We start from the raw sequence: 15918 nt of genomic DNA on the forward strand, positions 1-15918 counted from the left end.
TCAGCAATCAGAGTCCCGCATATGCTTCTCCCGAGCCTGCCCTTTCTCGCCTGCCTTGCCGTGCCGCTCCTCGGCGCATACATGGCACAGCGAGAAGCTCCAGTGGCTCGGATCTTTCTCACGCTGGCGTCATGTCTAAGCCTCATTGGCGCACTCCTGAGCGTTGCAGAAGCGCTTTTTAGCCCAAGCGTCTTTCAAAGCTGGCCTCTCGCGACAACCCTAACACGCCCCGAAGGGACAGTTGCCTCCGCGCGTCTCCTCACTGCTGTTCTGTTTTTCAATGCCGCTGTGCTTGCGCTCTGTGGCGTGCTCTTCTGGTTCCAAGCCTTGCTCAGATCGACACCCTACACAGCCTTCACCCGGTGGCTTGCCGCCCCCCTCGCCTGCGGCGCGGCAACAACTGTGCCGATGGGCTTTGCCCTAACCTATTTCATGGGCTTCTATGACTGGGCCAGCGCGCGGCCCTCCGACAAAGCCTTCATCATTGCGACCTCAACAGGGTTCACCCTTGCTGGCTTTGCACTTGCCGCTTTTATTTTACAATTCGCCGCCAGCGCCCTGCGCACTCTAACTCATCAGAGGAACGCCTGATGCCCTATCATTGGACAGAGACCCAAAACAGCCAGATCCTGACCCTCTGGCCCTATCGTAGCCTGCCTATCCGCGGCTTTGTCGGCGTCTTCGGCGGCATTTTCATTCTGGCCATGCTACCCCTCTTCGGCCTGATCGGAACATCGCTTCTCTGGGGCATGCTCCCTTTCGTGCTGATCACGCTCACAGGGCTCTACTTTGCCTTTATGCACACCTATCACACAGGCGATGCCCGTGAGGTCTTGGTCATCGGGTCAGAGGAAACGACGCTCAGACATACGCCACACAAAGGCCCTGCGCTCGACTGGAGCTGCAACACCTACTGGACGCGCGCCCATATTTACCCGCGCGGAGGGCCCGTCCCACATTACATCACCCTCAAGGGCAACGGGCGCGAGGCCGAGCTTGGCAGGTTTCTGTCTGAAGATGAGCGCAAAGCGCTTATCGGCGAGCTGTCAGATGCCTTAAAGACGGCTCAACGCTAAGCAGAAACTTCGGGAAGATCGAGCATCTGCACCGCATCAATCCGCCAAGTCCCGTCCGTCTGTATCATTCGGTAATCCAGCAAGAAGCGCGCACCCTTGGTATCCACCACCAATATCTTCTGCCATAGCTGGCCCGCAATCTGGCGCGCCTCTAAATAGCGCACATCACTGGGCCGCCAAACCATAGGATAGCCCTGCTTCACCATCGCCCCAAAGTTTTCAGGGGTGCGAAATACATTTTGGATCGTCGGACTGGCATAGCTGAAGGCGCGCACAAAATCATCGGCTTGAAAGGCCTCTATCTGCGACGCAATTACAGCCTGATGCGCACTGTCCTGTGCGGCGGCAGGCCGCACCCAAAGCGCCAATCCCATCGCCAAAATAAGCAAGATCTGTTTCATATCGCGTTTCCTCCTAAAAGAAATACGCCCAGTCCTCAAAAACAGATCACTGCAGGCCCACGCCGCTCAGGGCGCGCGGGCCTGCCAGCCTTTGCAGGATCCGAAACCGAGTCAGATCACAGACTTCAGCCGAGCTCGCCTTTAAGGCCCTGTTCGATCAGCACGATGGTTTCATCAACACCATACAGAGCAATAAAGCTGCCAAAGCGTGGCCCTTGGCTCGCGCCCATCAAGACCTCATATATCGCAGCAAACCAATCACGCAGGTTTTCAAAGCCGTGGTTCTTGCCGACGGCAAAGACAATGCTCTGCAAGTCTTCGCCATCCGTCATGTCGAGCGCGGCCACAGGCTCATCCTTGCCCATCGCTTTGTTCTTGGCCTCGATCATGCCGCGCGCCAGCTCGGCATCTTTCAACGCCGCAACCAGATCCTCAAGCGCTGCCCGCTCCTGATCCGTCGGTGCACGGAAGACACGGGTTGGTTTCACAAAATCATTGAAGTAGCGCACAGCATAGCCCGCCGCCGCGTCGAGCTGCGGGTTGGCTTCTGCACTCGCCTCTGGCGCGTAACGTTTGATAAAGCCCCAAAGGCCCTCTTTGTCTTCTGAGGCCGCCACGCTCGCAAGGTTGAGCAACATCGAGAACGGCACAACCATATCAGACTTGGGAACATCGCCGCCGTGAATATGATAAACAGGGTTGTTGAGCCGTGCGGCCTCATCCTGCCCCTCATAGGCCCGCAACTGCTGGTGGTACTCATCCACCGCCTTTGGGATCACATCAAAGTGCATCCGCTTGGCTGTCTGCGGCTTCAGATACATGAAATATCCAAGGCTTTCTGTGCTCGCATAGGTGAGCCATTCATCAATAGAAACGCCATTGCCCGAAGACTTTGAGATTTTCTGGCCGTTCTCGTCCAAAAAGAGCTCATAAGTGAAGTGCTCAGGGGCACGCTCGCCCAGAATGCGGCAGATACTGTCATAGATCGGGGTATTGGTGCTGTGGTCCTTGCCATACATCTCAAAGTCCACACCCAAGGCCGCCCAGCGCGCACCAAAGTCTGGCTTCCACTGCAGCTTCACGTTCCCGCCCGTCACAGGAAGGGTCATTTCTTCGCCCTCTTCCGTGTCAAAAGTGATCGTGCCCTCTTTGGCATTCACCTCTTTCATAGGCACATACATGACCCGCCCTGTCTTGGGGTGGATCGGCAGGAAAATCGAATAAGTCTTGCGGCGCTCTTCACGCAAAGACTTGAGCATCACAGCCATGATCTCGTCATACTTCTCGGCTGCACGCAGCAATATCTCGTCAAACTGACCAGAGGCATAAAATTCGGTCGCCGAGATAAACTCATACTCAAACCCGAAGGTATCAAGGAAGCGGCGCAGCATCGCGTTGTTATGCGCGCCAAAACTGTCAAATTTTTCAAACGGATCAGGGACGCTCGTGAGCGGCTTTTGCAAATGCTCCGCCAGCGCTTCTGGGTTTGGCACATTACCAGGCACTTTACGCATCCCGTCAAGATCGTCAGAAAAACAGACAAGCTTGCTCGGCAGATCGCTGATCACACTAAAGGCGTGGCGGATCATGCTCGTGCGTGCCACTTCGCCAAAGGTTCCGATGTGAGGCAAGCCTGACGGGCCATAACCTGTTTCAAACAGAACAAAGCCCTTCTTCGGCGGCTGCTTTTCATAACGCTTCAAAACGCGGCGCGCTTCCACAAAGGGCCAAGCTTTCGAGTTCATCGCAGCGTCACGCAGTGCCGACATGGTATTCTTCTCCATTAAGACCCATCTACACAATGCAGAGGCCAAACTTCATGCTTCCTATTGGCAAGCGCGCCATTGGTCAATATTCTGCACTGCAACAAAGCCCTTAAGGAGCGCCCGAAATGCAAGATTCATCGCCGCACCCCATGTCACCCCAAGACTGCCTGGTCGCAGTCATGATTGCCGTTTCAGCCTCCGATGAAGATATTCGCACCGCTGAGCTCATCAAAATCGAAAACGCGGTCAATATGCTGCCCGTTTTTGCCGCCTATGACATCGACCGCATGAACCGCACCGCACAAGTGGTATTTGATCTTTTTGCTCAAGAAGACGGCCTTGATGCTCTCTTCGGGCTTGTCCGCGACAATCTTCCGGAAGCACTCTACGAGACAGCCTATGCGCTTGCCTGCGATGTCGCAGCCGCAGACGGAACCTTGGCCGAGACAGAGCTGCGCTTGCTTGAAGAAATCCGCTACGAGCTCTCGCTTGACCGTCTCCACGCCGCCGCCATCGAGCGCGGCGCCCGCGCGCGCCACATCACGCTCTAAGCCTTTGGGCACAGCCCCATTGCCACATGGCAAATTCTCCGCAAAACTGGGTTATGTAAGAATCCTTGGGGGATATTTATGCGGTCTGTGTTTTATGCGGTGTTCTTTTTACTATGCGCCACTCTGACCCAAGCGGGTGTTGTCGCCAAAGTCGATGTTTCAGAACAAAAGATGCGGGTCTACTCAAACGGCAAGCATCTTTACACATGGAGCGTATCGACAGCCCGCAAAGGCAAATGGACGCCGCGAGGCACTTGGTCTGCAAAACACCTCTCGCGCCATCACAAATCAAGCCTCTAGAATAACGCACCGATGCCCTACTCGATCTTTTACAGCGGCAATTTCGCAATTCACGGGACAAACAATATCTCCCGCCTTGGCCGCCCCGCTTCCGCAGGCTGCGTGCGCCTTCACCCAGAGCATGCCGCCGTCCTCTTCAACATGACGCGCAATGTCGGGCTCAAAAATATGAAAGTTGTGATCCGTGACTGAGCCGCGCTGCTAGCTCGCGTAAAGCGTGCCCCAGCGCTCGATCAGGTCTTGCTGCAAAACTTTCGCGCGCTTATTCCAGCTGCGTGCGCCCTTCGGATTTTCCCGCTCACTGCGCTTGATGCGTGCGCGCCTGTCGGTGTCAGCTGCAAAAATAGCAAAGCTCATGACAGTGCCGTCTGCCCCCTTGGCATAGCCCGCCAAAGCGCTGACAAAATTGAGCGTGCCCGTCTTGGCATGGACATCAATATGATGATCTTTTTTCACGCGCCCTTTTGCATCGCGCAAGGCGATCGGCTTCAGGATAGGCGCTATTTCAGAACGCGCCGCCACCAGCGCTTTGGCCATGTCTTCCGCCGTGGCGCGAGAGTCTTCGCCAAGTCCAGAGTGGTCGACAAAACGGCTACCGCCCATCCCGAGCTGCGCCGCGGCCCAACGGCTCATTTCGCCAGCGCTCGCTTTGAGGCTCACGGGCCGCCCGCTGCGCGCCGCTGTCGCCGCAAGCCCAACCATCTCGGTCATCATATTATTGGAATACTTCAGAAAATCCTGACAAATACTTCGCAGCTCAGCGCTCTGCTGGCGCAGAAGGACACGTTCACCGCCCCGCGCCGCGCCCTTTTGCGGCTGTGGCAGACTGACGCCTTGCGCCCGCGCCAACTCACGCAAGACTTCGCCCGCGTATAGCTCTGGCTGGCGCACAGGTAGCCAACGCGACCCACCCTTACCAAGAGCCTGGACTGAAACGCTCCAGTGGTCCTCTTGGCCTTTGCTTGCATAAGTATAGACAGGCGCATCGCGGCTCGCGATCTTCATCTTCGCAAAGCGCACATTGGGGCGATAACGATCGGAACGTGCATCCATCGTGGTGCTCCACTTCCCGCCTGCACGCTTCCACTCAAAATGAACACGGTTAAAGTTGAGCGCGATCCCCGAAATCGCGGGGTTATAGCCCACATGCTCGGGTTGGTCGCGGTCGATCTCGTCGAGACTGGGCAGCGCCGTGCCATCAACAATAAACTTGCCTTTGACCTCGCGCAGCCCTGCCGCTTTGAGCGCGCGCGCAAGCTCTGCCATCCGATCTGTGTCCAGCGTCGGATCGCCCCCCCCCTTCAAGATAAGATCGCCCTGCAAAACGCCGTTGCTGATCGTCCCCGAAAGGCGCAGCTCCGTGTAAAAACGATGCCCCGCGCCCAATGTCGCCAACGCATAGAGCGCCGTCACCGCCTTGGTCACACTCGCAGGCGGCAGCCCCGTGCGCCCATTTCCGCTCTCCAGCACAAGCCCTGTCTTGGCATCCGCCACCGCAAACCCGACTTTTCCGCCCAGCTCAGCCCGCGCAATCAGCGCCTGCGCACTGGCAACTTTAGGCTGCGTTGGTCCAGCTGTGGAGGGGGCTGTGGCGGCGCCTGCGCTGCCATGAGCGGGGCGTCCCTGTGGGCGCAACGAGCGCTCAGGCGCACGCGCGCAAGCCATGGTGGCAAGGGCCGAAAACCCCGCCGTGAGAAAAAAACGTTTGGAAATCATACGCATCATGAAGCAAACATAAGCCCAAATTCAGGACGCAAACAAGCGCTACCAAGCGCCTCTCGCGCGAATGTCACTGGAGGAGATGTCACGCATCGGCACGTTCACAAAACACCACGCCGGCGCCACGCTCTCCCCAAGCGCATGGCTCTCACGGCTTTGCAGTCGAAAGCGGCGGTAAATGTCCGCCGCGGTTGCACCGCGCGCCCGCAAGCGCTCCTCAGGCCGCGCCAGTACACCAACAGGCACATGCTCCATGATCCAGCGCCAGTCGCGCCACTGATCAAATTGCGCCAGATTGTCAGCCCCCATCAGCCAGACAAACCGCACCTTGGGATACACCGCCATAAGCGCCCGCAGTGTCTCGGCAGTGTAGCGCGTGCCCGCTCGTTGCTCGAAATCGCTGATTTTGACACGCGGATGCTGCATCACATCCCGCGCTCGCGCCATCCGCTCAGCTATTGGCGCTGGCCCTTCTGCCTTCAAAGGATTGCCGGGGCTTACCAACCACCAGACCTCATCCAGCCCAAATCGCTTGAGCGCCTCGCGCGTGATGTGCACATGCCCCTTGTGCGCAGGGTCAAACGAGCCGCCCAGCAGCCCGATCACCCGCCCGTCGGGCACATATGGCAAACCCTGTTTCATCCGCCTGTTCTGGCCAGCCCGCGCACCTAAGTCAACTCGCATGGGGCGCTCTTTCTTTTTGGTCCAAATATCCCTCCGACACAGGCCACACAGCCCAAAACTAGCGGATTGCCCCTGCGCCCACCAAAGGCTATCACCCCCCTGACACATCCCATTCAGCTCAAGAGGGTTCCCACATGGCCGCTTATCAATACGTCTACCACATGCAGGGCGTCTCCAAGACCTACCCCGGTGGCAAGAAGTGCTTTGAAAACATTCACCTTAACTTCCTCCCCGGTGTCAAAATCGGTGTCGTGGGCGTCAACGGCTCGGGTAAATCCACCCTGATGAAAATCATGGCGGGCATGGACAAAGACTTTCAGGGCGAAGCCTGGCACGCCGAAGGCGCACGCGTCGGCTACCTCCCCCAAGAGCCAAAGCTTGACGAAACCCTCGATGTACGTGGCAACGTGATGCTCGGCGTTGCGGCCAAGCAAGCCAAGCTTGAGCGCTACAACGAACTTGCGATGAACTATTCCGACGAGACAGCCGATGAAATGGCCGAACTCCAAGACCAGATCGACGCCGAAAACCTCTGGGATCTGGACAGCCAGATCGATGTCGCGATGGAAGCTCTGCGCTGCCCGCCCGATGACGCCGAAGTGTCCTCTCTCTCAGGCGGTGAAGCCCGCCGCGTCGCGCTCTGCAAACTGCTCCTCGAAGCGCCTGACATGCTTCTGCTCGACGAACCGACCAACCACCTTGACGCCGAAACCATCGCGTGGCTCCAGCAGCACCTGATCGACTACGCAGGCACAATCCTCTGCGTCACCCACGACCGCTACTTCCTTGACGATATCACAAGCTGGATTCTGGAGCTCGACCGCGGAAAAGGCATCCCCTACGAGGGCAACTACTCCGCATGGCTCGAGCAAAAAGCCAAGCGCCTCTCCCAAGAAGCCAAAGAAGACAAATCCAAGCAAAAGACGCTTGAGCGCGAACTTGAGTGGATGCGCCAAGGCCAAAAAGCACGCCAAGCCAAGCAAAAGGCCCGTATCAACGCCTATAACGAGCTGGCAAGCCAGTCCGAGCGCGAAAAAGTTGGCCGCGCCCAGATCATCATTCCCAATGGCCCACGCCTTGGCGGCAAGGTGATCGAAGTGGACGGCCTCAAAAAAGCGATGGGCGACAAGCTCCTCGTTGAAGGTCTCTCCTTTGCCCTGCCCCCTGGCGGCATTGTCGGCGTGATCGGCCCGAACGGCGCGGGTAAATCCACGCTCTTCAAAATGCTCACAGGTCAGGAACAGCCCGATGAAGGCTCCGTCACCTATGGCGACACGGTGCAGCTCTCCTATGTGGACCAGTCCCGCGACGATCTGGATGACAACGCCACGGTTTGGGAGGCAATCTCGGGCGGCAATGACATCATCCAGCTGGGCGACGCCGAGGTAAACTCCCGCGCCTATTGCTCAAGCTTCAACTTCAAAGGCGGCGACCAGCAGAAAAAGCTCAGCCTCCTCTCAGGCGGCGAGCGCAACCGCGTTCACATGGCGCGCCTGCTCAAAGAAGGCGGCAACGTGCTGCTCCTCGACGAACCAACCAACGACCTTGACGTCGAGACGCTCCGCGCGCTGGAAGACGCCCTCACCGACTTCGCCGGCTGCGCCGTGGTCATCTCCCACGACCGCTTCTTCCTTGACCGTATCTGTACCCACATGCTCGCCTTTGAAGGCGATGCACACGTCGAATGGTTCGAAGGCAACTTTGAGGACTACGAAGAAGACAAAAAGCGTAGGCTCGGCGCCGATGCTCTGGAGCCGAAGAGGCTCAAGCATAAGAAGTTTAGTCGTTAAGAACCCCACCACCGCGGACCACACATCGCTGGGCCGCGGCGCAGCGATCCAACGCCAGTGTCTTGGCACTTTATCCCAGCCAAATCCGCAAACCCTCACGACAACGCCGCCACCTCACCAAATCGCTGTGCCGAAGGGGCGGCCCAGCGATGTGCGGGCAGCTGCGCTGCTATTCCGCATGAAACTATTGAACCCAGGCTTGCACAAACTAAATCTATATCAACCATTGGTGATGGCGGGAAGCCTGACGCCATGGCCAGCCCTTAGCGGGGCTATGTCGAGTAGCCTAGCGGTGAAAGGCTAAGGGGTGTCCGTAGCAACTCTACGAGTGATTCAATGAGTAATGCAAACGGGTGGCACTTCGACCGAGCAACCAATCGGCCGAACGGTTGTTCAAACTGCTAGCAAGGGCAGTCTAATCAACTGAGTGTTCTTCAACGCTCGTGCGCATGAGCATCGCTAAGGACAATTCCAATGCGATTTTCATATAAAATAGAGGGGCGAGTGTCATATTCCGATGTCATCGGAACCATTGCACTCTTGCTGGCAATCATCGGCTTGTTCGTTTGAACGTTGGGCGGCTTCAGGGCCGCCCCTCTTTTTTCGACAGAACCCGCAGCGTAGCTGCTAACCCACCACCCCACCAAACCTCACCCTACCCAACTCACAATATCCCCCGCCCGCATAGCCCCGCTCTGCCGCTTCTTTTCCTTGCCGCCCTCAAAGCGCACCATCGTCGGGATGCCGCGTATCGCGTAAGCCTGCCCCGCTTTCGGCTCGTCTTCTGTGTTCACCTTCACAAGCCGCGCTTTGCCCGCCAGCACATCGGCGGCTTTGTTAAACTCGGGGCCCATCATCTTGCACGGCCCGCACCACGGCGCCCAGAAGTCCACAACAAGCGGAAGCTCGTCATTGCGCGCCGCCTTTTGCAGCGTCGCAAAGTCGATCTCCACCGCCTTCTGCGACACAAGTTTCGCACCACAGGTCCCGCATTTGGCCTCCGAGAGCCGCTCTTCGGGCACGCGGTTCACTTGGGCGCAGTCAAGGCATGTCAGTTTCTTACCAGCCATCTTAGCCTCCATCATATTCCAAATTAAATATATAAAGAAACAGCGCCCGTACAAGATCACCGCGCGCTGCATTAACTAATTTTCTCTTAACAGAAATCCGATTCAGGCGGTGCACGGGTTGTGCACGGGTTGTGCACGCTTTTCACCCCCCCCGTTTTGAGCAGAGTTTTGCCCGTTAACGTGAGCGTACGCTGCCCCTCTTGTAACGAATCCAGATCAATGCCATATAACGCTTGCTACGATCTTCTACTCGACCCCTGTTTTCCGACCACCGGCTCACAGTTCTAGACGACGACGACGTGATAAGCCGGGTTGCTGCACTTTCGCGGGCAACATTATCTAAGGAAAACACTGATGGCTACTGGCACAGTAAAATGGTTCAACTCAACCAAAGGCTTCGGCTTTATCGCTCCCGATGGCGGCTCAAAAGACGTGTTCGTACACATCTCAGCCGTTGAGCGCGCAGGCCTCACAGGTCTCGCCGACAACCAAAAAGTTAGCTTCGACATCGAAGCAGGCCGTGACGGCCGTGAAGCAGCGTCAAACATCGAATTGATGTAAGCTGTTATTATAGAACAATTAAAGGCGCATCCCTCGGGGTGCGCCTTTTGCGTTTAGGCTGCTTCTTTGTCTTCGTTTGGATCGGCCTCTGGCGCTGGCAAAGCCAAGCGTTCGTCGGGCATTTGTTCAGGCAGTTCAAGCTCAAGCGCCCCCGTGGCGGGGTCAAAGCTGAGTTTCGGCTTTACCTCCAGCTCCGCCAAAACAGAGTTAATCTCGCCTAAGGCCCGCTCCACACGCGCTCGCTGCGCCTCGGGCTTGCCGCCGGCTTTACTTGCGATATTCTTCAGGAATTCAAACATATTACCCCCAATGACTTGTTAAAACAGAGCCTAACCCTAGCCCTGCATATCGCAAATTTACAGGGGAAAGCCTGCACCCTCTTCCCATCTTTCAAAGCCTCCCCTAGGGTTTCCAGGTCAATAAAAAGGAACGCCCCATGGCCGAGATCACACGTCATCACACCAATGCCCGCATGAGCCAAATCGTCACCCACGGCGATATGATTTATCTCGCGGGCCAAGTCGGTAGCCCAGAGGCCGACGTCACCCAGCAAACCAAAGATTGCCTTGCTCAGATCGACAGCCTTCTGGCCGAAGTCGGTTCGGACAAGACCAAAATCCTGCAATGCACGATCTGGCTCGCAGACATGGCCGATTTCGCTGCCATGAATGCGATCTGGGATGCATGGGTTCCACAAGGCCACACGCCCGCGCGCGCCTGTGGCGAGGCCAAGCTGGCCACGCCCGATTACAAAGTAGAGTTCCTGATTACAGCTGTAAAATAAGGTTCTTAGCTCGTGGCCGTTCCCTTTTTAGGCACAGGCCGCGGGCGTCCAGTGTCGTCAATCGCAACATAGGTAAAAAGCCCCTCGGTGACCTTTTCACGAAGCCCTGTATGCCGCCGCAGTGCCCAGGCCTCAAGGCCGATCGCCATAGAGGTGTTGCCCACTCGGTCGATCCAGGCATAGACACAAAGCACATCGCCGACCTGCACGGGACTGATAAATTTCATCGCGTCAACAGCCACAGTCGCAACCCGCCCCGCAGCACGCTCGGCAGCCACAATTCCACTGGCAATATCCATTTGAGACAAAACCCACCCGCCAAAAATATCGCCGTTCACATTCACATCGGCAGGCATCGCAAGAGTGCGCAATGTCAGATCGCCTTTGGGCTCAATTTCAGTCATTTCGCGATCCTTTTTCTTGGCTATTTCCCCAAGTTTAACCCCTTGGTAATCTTTGGGCCATAGCTTCTGAAGCCAGTGCCTGTTCTTTTCCCAAGTGCTGCCACATTCTCGCCGCTTTACGCCGTCACAAAAACGGCGAAGGTTAACGCAAAAGGTCATCAGATGTTTATCGTCGCACTCCTCTCTGGAAGCTTCATCGGGCTTATAGCGTCCGTATTCGCTTATTTCGCCCTTGGGCTCGGAGCATTTGCGGCATTTTCTCTTTATTTGGCCTGCGCATTGGTTCCCACGCTACTCACCGTGCCTCTGACCGTCGTCCAAGCCCTTGCAGATAGAGCGCTTCCAAGCCGTCTCACGGCACGCTAAGCGCCCCTACTCTTTAGAGGCGGCCATCTCGGCAAGCTCAAGCACACGCGGTCCAAGCACTTCAACGATTCTAGCTACGCCCTCTTCATTCGGATGTATTCCATCGCTCTGCATCCAAACCAAGGCCTCAGCAGGGACCTGCCCCAAAGCGCTCAAAAATTGCGGCTCATAAAGCGTACCGTAGTCCTCAGCCAGTTCGGCATAAAGGCCCTCAAACTCTGCTTGATACTCCGCACCATAATTGCCTGGCACTTGCATCCCAATCAAAAGCACAGGAAGGCCGGCGCCCTGTACCGCTTCCACAATTTTGGTCAAGTTCGCCTTTGCTTCGCTCGGAGCCAAGCCGCGCAACATGTCATTGCCCCCCAAGGCAATCATCACCGCTCCAATATCAGGGCTCAGGCTCCAATCAATCCGCGCAGCGCCTCCTGCAGTTGTGTCGCCCGACACCCCGCCATTGACGACAGTCACACCGGCCTCATGTGTGTTGAGCCAGGCCTGAAGCTGCGGCACGAGCCCGTCCGCCTCCATTAGCCCATACCCTTGCGTGAGACTGTCTCCAAAGGCCAAAATACGCAGAGAGCCCGCCAGAGAGGCATTTGAGCTCATACAAATTAGGACAAAAGCCAATGCCGCCTTGCGTATTGCCCGCGCAGCCCCATATGAAAAAGGCAAATGTAGCAACAGGTTATTTCTCATGACGTCTCCAATTTTGCAGCTTACTCAAGCTGGTCTTTCGCTTTCAGGCAACACAGGGGCCGTCACCATTCTGTCGGGCATCAGCCTCGCCGTAAACCCTTCCGAGACGCTCGCACTCACGGGCCCTTCTGGGTCGGGCAAATCTTCGCTCCTCATGCTCATGGGGGGCCTTGAGCGCGCGACAAGCGGTCAGGTGCTCGCTCTCGGACAAGACCTTGGTCAAATGGATGAGGACGCCTTGGCAAAGTTCCGTCTCGCTCATATGGGCATTGTCTTCCAATCTTTCCACCTTATTCCAACGCTCACCGCGCTCGAAAATGTCGCGCTCCCGCTTGAGCTCGCAGGCGCGCCCGATGCCGTAGGCCAAGCCCGCGCGGGCCTTACCACCGTGGGCCTAGAGGCCCGCGCAGGCCATTTCCCTGCGCAACTTTCCGGCGGGGAGCAACAACGCGTCGCCCTTGCCCGCGCTCTGGCACCCAAACCCAAACTTCTTCTGGCCGACGAACCAACAGGTAATCTTGACAGCGTCACAGGCGCGGCCGTAGCTGATCTTATATTTGATCTCTGCGCTGCCTCTGGCACAACCCTGGTCCTTGTCACCCATGATACAGCCTTGGCCGAAAGGTGCGCCCGCGTCATCCGACTGTCTGGCGGCGCACTGATGGCTGAAGGGGCCGCCGCATGAGCCTCTCAACATCGCTTCGCCTAGCCCGCGCTGAGCTAAAGGGGGGCGCGCGCGGCTTTTATGTTTTTCTGATTTGCCTAGCTCTCGGCGTGGCGGCTATCGCCGCCATCGGCACAATCCGCGAAGCCCTCGAGCGCGGCCTTGCCGATAACGGCGCCGTGCTTTTGGGCGGTGACGCACAGGTTTCACTGACCTATCGCTTTGCCAGCCCCGAGGAGCGCGCCGCCCTTGAAGCCCGCGCCAAACGGCTCTCCGAAATCGCCGATTTTCGCTCCCTCGCCGCTGTAGGCGACCTGCGCGTGCTAACGCAGGTCAAAGCCGTTGATACCGCTTATCCTCTTACAGGTGCCGTCACACTGGAGCCCGACATGCCCTTGGACGAGGCGTTAGAAGCGCGCAGCGGCACATACGGAGCGGTCATGGATCCTCAGCTGATCGCCCGTCTCGGCCTAGAGGTCGGCCAAAGCTTCTCCCTCGGTGAGGCCAGCTTTACCCTGCGCGCCGCACTCACGGGTGAGCCCGACAATGTTGCCTCAGGCTTCTCTTTTGGGCCTCGCACGCTGCTCTATCGCAGTGCTCTGGATGGCTCGGGCTTGCTCTCTTCTGGTACCCTCTTTGATAGCTCTTATCAGCTTGATCTCCCCGCAGACACAGACCTTGACGCACTAGAAGCTGACCTGCGCGCCGCTCTGCCAGACAGCGGCATCCGCTGGACAGATGCCCGCAACGCAGCTCCTCAGGCCTCTGCTTTTATTGAACGTTTAGCCGCCTTTCTCGTGCTCGTCGGTTTTTCAGGGCTCGCCATGGGCGGTATTGGCGTCTCAATCGCCGTTGGCGCTTATCTTGCACGCAAAACACGTGTTATTGCCACCCTGCGCAGCATTGGCGCCTCGCGCACCACAATTCTCACAAGTTACGCGGTCCAAATCGCCGTGATGGCCCTGCTCGGCATCGGCCTTGGTCTGCTCCTCGGCGGGGGCGGCCCACTGCTTCTTGGTCCTTGGCTCAGCACGCTTTTGCCAGTCCCAGCAAGCTTTGCGTTTTACCCTGGCCCGCTGATTGAAGCGGCGCTCTATGGCACACTTACAGCCGCAATCTTCACCATATGGCCCTTGGCCCGTAGCGAAAACGTGCGCGCAGCCACGCTCTTTCGTGAAAGTGAAGCAAGCACAGGCGGCTTGCCCCGCTGGCCCTATCTGATCTTGCTGATCGCCCTGTCTACGGCTCTGATTGGTGCAGCTGTCTGGTTTTCAGGCAGCGTCACACTCACGCTATACACCAGCTTCGGCCTCGCCGCCGCTCTTGCTGTTCTCGCACTCGCTGCACTTGGCCTGCGCGCGCTCGCCCGCCGGCTACGGCCCCTCGCCAAACACCCTATGCGCCGCCTTGCGTTGGCCTCCATTGGTGGAGCCCGCTCGGATGCGCTGACAACAGTTCTCTCCCTTGGCCTCGGTCTAGCCGTGCTCTCAACAGTTGGCCAGATCGATGGCAACCTGCGTCGCGCCATCACCGGCGATCTTCCTGAAATTGCGCCGTCGTTTTTCTTCATCGATGTTCAGAAAGATCAGATGGGCCCATTTGAAGCCAAGCTCAAAGATAACCCTGCGGTCAACCGTATCGAAACAGCGCCCATGCTGCGCGGCATCCTCTCCAAGATCAATGGTATCCCCGCCACAGAGGTCGCGCCTGGGCATTGGGTCGTCGAGGGCGACCGCGGCATCACCTATTATGACGAGCTCCCCGAAAACTGGAGCATTGTTGAAGGCGAGCATTGGCCGCTTGGGGCAAATGGTCCGCCTCAAATCAGCTTCGCTGCTGAAGAAGCCGAAGAAATCGGCCTCAAGATCGGCGATGTGCTCACACTCAACATCCTCGGCCGCCCGATAGAGGCCCCCATCACCAGCCTGCGCGATGTGGATTTCTCCACCGCGGGCATCGGCTTTGTCATGGCGCTCAATCCTGGAGCCGTAGCAGGTGCGCCACATAGTTTTATCGCCACAGTCTATGCTGCGCCTGAGGCCGAGGCCGCCATCCTTCGCGATATGTCACGCGCCTATCCAAATATCACAGGCGTGCCCGTGGGCGAAGCCATCGCGCGTGTCTCAGAGGTGCTCGGCGCGCTTGCAGGGGCCACACGCTGGGGGGCCGCAGCTGCTATTCTCGCAGGCTTTGTCGTGCTCATCGGGGCCGCAGGTACAGGCGCTCCCGCACGCAGCCGCGAGGCTGCAATCCTAAAATCTCTCGGTGCGACCCGGGCTCAAATCCTGCGCTCCTTCTTACTGCGCGCAGGTCTACTTGGCGCCGCTGCAGCCATCGTGGCACTGGCCGCTGGCCTTACTGGTGCGTGGGCCGTCAATCATTTCGTCTTTGATAGCGATTTTGCAGTGATATGGCCCTCCGCGTTCACCATCCTCGCCTGTGGCATTCTCGCCAACCTTATCGCCAATGTAGGGTTTTCACTGCGCGCCCTCAGAACAAAGCCCGCCCAAATTCTGCGCGGCGACGGCTGACACCCATCATAAAGTGCAGGCAAACTCGCCTTTTTCTTTCTAAAAATATCCTGGGGGAGCGCGAGGGGGCAAAGCCCCCTCGCCAGGGCGCTTTGGCAAAGCCAAAGCGCAACCCCTCTTTTTACTCAGCCGCTTCAGCATAGTCCTCAAGCGGAGGACAGGTGCAGACAAGGTGACGATCACCATACGCATTGTCGACACGGTTCACGGGTGGCCAGTATTTATCCACACGGAACGCCCCCTTCGGGAAGCAAGCCTGCTCGCGCGAATAAGGCCTGTCCCACTCTCGCACGAGGTCTTCCATTGTATGCGGCGCATTCTTCAGCGGGTTGTTTTCCGCGTCCATCTTGCCCTCTTCGATCTCACGGATCTCTTCGCGGATCGCAAGCATAGCGTCACAAAAACGGTCAAGCTCGGCCTTTGTCTCTGACTCCGTCGGCTCGATCATAAGCGTGCCCGCGACAGGCCAGCTCATGGTTGGCGCATGAAAGCCATTGTCCATCAGGCGCTTGGCAATATCGTCAACGGTGACCCCGGCACTCTCCGCATAGG

The 15918-nt window shown here is 57.7% G+C and carries 16 protein-coding genes and 2 pseudogenes; 9 read left to right on the forward strand and 9 right to left on the reverse strand.

The annotated features are described in order from the left end of the window. The first annotated feature begins 21 nt into the window (after positions 1-21). A complete protein-coding gene (locus P8O11_RS01615) occupies positions 22-591 on the forward strand; it encodes a hypothetical protein (RefSeq protein WP_300290961.1) in 570 nt (189 codons plus the stop codon). Further along, positions 591-1076, forward strand: a complete 486-nt coding sequence (locus P8O11_RS01620; protein WP_300290963.1) for a DUF2244 domain-containing protein — start codon at positions 591-593, stop codon at positions 1074-1076. The genes P8O11_RS01615 and P8O11_RS01620 overlap by 1 nt, the downstream gene beginning before the upstream one ends. On the opposite strand, the gene P8O11_RS01625 is transcribed toward P8O11_RS01620, so the two are convergent. Then, positions 1073-1477 (reverse strand): DUF4864 domain-containing protein, encoded by a 405-nt coding sequence (locus P8O11_RS01625; RefSeq protein WP_300290965.1) that lies wholly within the window; start codon positions 1475-1477, stop codon positions 1073-1075. The two genes, P8O11_RS01620 and P8O11_RS01625, sit on opposite strands and share 4 nt — an antisense overlap. Positions 1478-1602: 125 nt before the next feature. Then, a complete protein-coding gene (locus P8O11_RS01630; protein WP_300290967.1) occupies positions 1603-3246 on the reverse strand; it encodes a lysine--tRNA ligase in 1644 nt (547 codons plus the stop codon). Between the two features lie 122 nt (positions 3247-3368). Between P8O11_RS01630 and P8O11_RS01635 the strand changes: the two genes are divergently transcribed. Then, positions 3369-3794 carry a tellurite resistance TerB family protein gene (locus P8O11_RS01635; RefSeq protein WP_089889562.1) on the forward strand — a complete coding sequence of 142 codons (426 nt, stop codon included), beginning with the start codon at positions 3369-3371 and terminating at the stop codon, positions 3792-3794. 78 nt (positions 3795-3872) lie between these two features. Then, positions 3873-4286, forward strand: a pseudogene (locus tag P8O11_RS01640) (L,D-transpeptidase). A gap of 9 nt (positions 4287-4295) precedes the next feature. Here the strand turns inward: P8O11_RS01640 and dacB are convergent. Then, on the reverse strand, positions 4296-5810 hold the full coding sequence (gene dacB, locus P8O11_RS01645) for a D-alanyl-D-alanine carboxypeptidase/D-alanyl-D-alanine-endopeptidase (protein ID WP_300290986.1): 1515 nt from the start codon (positions 5808-5810) through the stop codon (positions 4296-4298). Positions 5811-5858: 48 nt separating this feature from the next. Beyond that, positions 5859-6455 (reverse strand): nicotinate-nucleotide adenylyltransferase, encoded by a 597-nt coding sequence (locus tag P8O11_RS01650; protein ID WP_300290988.1) that lies wholly within the window; start codon positions 6453-6455, stop codon positions 5859-5861. A 176-nt stretch (positions 6456-6631) separates the two neighbouring features. On the opposite strand from P8O11_RS01650, the gene ettA reads away from it, so the two are divergent. Further along, positions 6632-8287, forward strand: coding sequence for an energy-dependent translational throttle protein EttA (gene ettA, locus P8O11_RS01655; protein ID WP_089889556.1), 1656 nt, complete (start codon positions 6632-6634; stop codon positions 8285-8287). A gap of 650 nt (positions 8288-8937) precedes the next feature. On the opposite strand, the gene P8O11_RS01660 is transcribed toward ettA, so the two are convergent. Then, on the reverse strand, positions 8938-9357 hold the full coding sequence (locus tag P8O11_RS01660; protein ID WP_300290971.1) for a thioredoxin domain-containing protein: 420 nt from the start codon (positions 9355-9357) through the stop codon (positions 8938-8940). A 354-nt stretch (positions 9358-9711) separates the two neighbouring features. Between P8O11_RS01660 and P8O11_RS01665 the strand changes: the two genes are divergently transcribed. Beyond that, positions 9712-9918, forward strand: a complete 207-nt coding sequence (locus P8O11_RS01665; RefSeq protein ID WP_089889551.1) for a cold-shock protein — start codon at positions 9712-9714, stop codon at positions 9916-9918. A 53-nt stretch (positions 9919-9971) separates the two neighbouring features. Here P8O11_RS01665 and P8O11_RS01670 read toward each other — a convergent pair whose 3' ends face one another. Further along, positions 9972-10217 carry a hypothetical protein gene (locus P8O11_RS01670; RefSeq protein WP_300290973.1) on the reverse strand — a complete coding sequence of 82 codons (246 nt, stop codon included), beginning with the start codon at positions 10215-10217 and terminating at the stop codon, positions 9972-9974. Positions 10218-10354: 137 nt separating this feature from the next. On the opposite strand from P8O11_RS01670, the gene P8O11_RS01675 reads away from it, so the two are divergent. Beyond that, a complete protein-coding gene (locus P8O11_RS01675; RefSeq protein ID WP_300290976.1) occupies positions 10355-10702 on the forward strand; it encodes a RidA family protein in 348 nt (115 codons plus the stop codon). A 5-nt stretch (positions 10703-10707) separates the two neighbouring features. Here P8O11_RS01675 and P8O11_RS01680 read toward each other — a convergent pair whose 3' ends face one another. Both P8O11_RS01680 and P8O11_RS01685 read right to left on the reverse strand, forming a co-directional pair. Next, positions 10708-11106, reverse strand: coding sequence for an acyl-CoA thioesterase (locus P8O11_RS01680; protein WP_300290978.1), 399 nt, complete (start codon positions 11104-11106; stop codon positions 10708-10710). A gap of 372 nt (positions 11107-11478) precedes the next feature. Further along, positions 11479-12171 (reverse strand): arylesterase, encoded by a 693-nt coding sequence (locus P8O11_RS01685; protein ID WP_300290980.1) that lies wholly within the window; start codon positions 12169-12171, stop codon positions 11479-11481. On the opposite strand from P8O11_RS01685, the gene P8O11_RS01690 reads away from it, so the two are divergent. Continuing rightward, positions 12170-12856: an ABC transporter ATP-binding protein gene (locus tag P8O11_RS01690; protein ID WP_300290982.1), complete on the forward strand. Its 687-nt coding sequence runs from the start codon at positions 12170-12172 to the stop codon at positions 12854-12856. The genes P8O11_RS01685 and P8O11_RS01690 overlap by 2 nt on opposite strands. Next, positions 12853-15366, forward strand: a complete 2514-nt coding sequence (locus tag P8O11_RS01695; RefSeq protein WP_300290984.1) for an FtsX-like permease family protein — start codon at positions 12853-12855, stop codon at positions 15364-15366. The genes P8O11_RS01690 and P8O11_RS01695 overlap by 4 nt, the downstream gene beginning before the upstream one ends. 121 nt (positions 15367-15487) lie before the next feature. Here P8O11_RS01695 and P8O11_RS01700 read toward each other — a convergent pair. After that, a pseudogene (locus tag P8O11_RS01700) lies at positions 15488-15918 on the reverse strand (glycine dehydrogenase (aminomethyl-transferring)); the annotation flags it as partial.

It is taken from the genome of Lentibacter sp. (genome assembly GCF_029254145.1).
Taxonomy (GTDB): Bacteria; Pseudomonadota; Alphaproteobacteria; order Rhodobacterales; family Rhodobacteraceae; genus Lentibacter.